The sequence below is a fragment of the Microcystis sp. T1-4 genome, from assembly GCF_000297435.1.
In the GTDB taxonomy this organism is placed as follows: domain Bacteria; phylum Cyanobacteriota; class Cyanobacteriia; order Cyanobacteriales; family Microcystaceae; genus Microcystis.
Map to the genome: position 1 here is coordinate 1 of NZ_CAIP01000289.1, position 1,705 is coordinate 1,705.

Below are 1,705 nucleotides of genomic sequence, written 5' to 3' on the forward strand. Positions count from 1 at the left end.
ATTGGTCGAACAGAGTCTATCGTTCTCCCAAAAAATGGATAATCATCTACAATGCCCAATTGCCAAGATATTAAGTCTCCATCACTACTAAGCTAAGACGCATTTAAAGTGCTTATTCTTAAGATTAGCCGAATCTCCCTCAATCCCTTTACTGTTGCCTCTTGCCTCTTACCTCTTGCCTCGTCTCAACAAGCAATTTAAATTACGAACAGCTTACCCAATCACCAGGAAAAGTAGAGTGCTGATCAAAGCTGTGAGCAAGAGGAATCCCCAAATTTTCCAGAGCAATCCTTGCGCTTTGTTGGATTTAAGAGGCCAGAAATACACCCTACTGGCGAGATCCGACTTACTGTACTTTCTACCGGCGAGAGCAGACTTACTGTACTTTTCCTCAGTTAAGCAACTTTGGGATCGAGAAAGACCAATTAAGCAACTAACACTGTCGATACGTTCACCTAAACGAAACCTCAAAAAACTTTTTGGTTCTGCAAAGTTGACCGCACCACTATTTACACTAGGGTCAAAGACAAGAGAAGCAAATTGAACCAAAATAGAAAGAACAACCAAGCTGCTAATTAACCATCGTTTGAGCCGATTAACCGATAACATCTCTAAGATTAGCAAAGCTATTAAGGGGAGAAGTAGTAGCTGAACTGAGGTAACGTGATAACGAGCAGCCCAAGAACCATCTCCATGCCAGAAATCCAGTTTGCTGGTTAAGATAATATGAAAGACAAGTGCAAAAATTGAGGAAATAAAATATATTCGTATATAAGGTGTTAATTTGTTAAATAAAATAATCCCCAATACTAAACACGGTAAAAGAAAGGGGTCGTAAATAAATATACTTTTAGCTGGCGAGAAGAGAACGCCGAGAATACCAACGTAGGGAGGGTGTATGAGAGGATAATTAGGGGGGAATTCTGGCAACCCTGAAAAGATTGCTCCATTGCGGATTTGCTCCATGAGTAAGGATGTTCCCGTTGTCCAAAAATCCCCAAAGCGTAAGTAATTAAATAATCTACTCATAAAAAAGAAGGGAAATAAGCCGAAGTTCCAGAGTATGGCCGTCTTAAATATTTGATTCAGCTTGAAACTTTTATAAATTAGACAGCTAATTAGAAACCCAAAAACTGTTAGAGCATAAATGATAGTTGTCGAGCGAATGATAATAGCTGCTCCGATTGCCAATCCACTCAAAAAAACATAAGGTACTTTGTTAGTTTTAATATAAGCTAAAGCACAAGCATAACCTAAAATCACACAAAGTAGGACTGGATTATTTTGTTGAAAAGTTTGTGCATAGTGGAGAACGGTAGTACCTAGCAACCAAATCAAACTAGCAGATGCCGCAATTTTCTCCTGAAAATCAAATAGTCTAAGTAACCAATAACAAGAGAGAACAACTAATACATTTAGAGGGATAACTACAAGAAAACTAACCGCAAATTCTCGTAATAAGTACGGCTTAATACCAGGAAAAACTTTAGAGAGTTGAGTGCCAATCCAATCTGCGGGCAACATTAATAAAGATTGTCCCATATCATAATGTTCATATCGTTTTCCATCTACTCCTAAAACACCAACAGCCTCTAATCGAGAGGAAGGACGATAATTTGGGGGTAAAGAAACCTCTTCAGTTCCTGTCCACAGGGCATGGGCCATTCTTAGCCTAACATCGGTATCTGGAGGTAAGTTGGCAGGA

General features: G+C 39.1%; 1 protein-coding gene. It reads right to left on the reverse strand.

What is annotated here, in order from left to right; translation table 11 throughout:
• Window positions 1-213 precede the first annotated feature (213 nt).
• A partial coding sequence (locus tag MICAI_RS16175) for a glycosyltransferase family 39 protein (protein ID WP_039900349.1) occupies window positions 214-1,705 on the reverse strand: 1,492 nt, incomplete at its 5' end.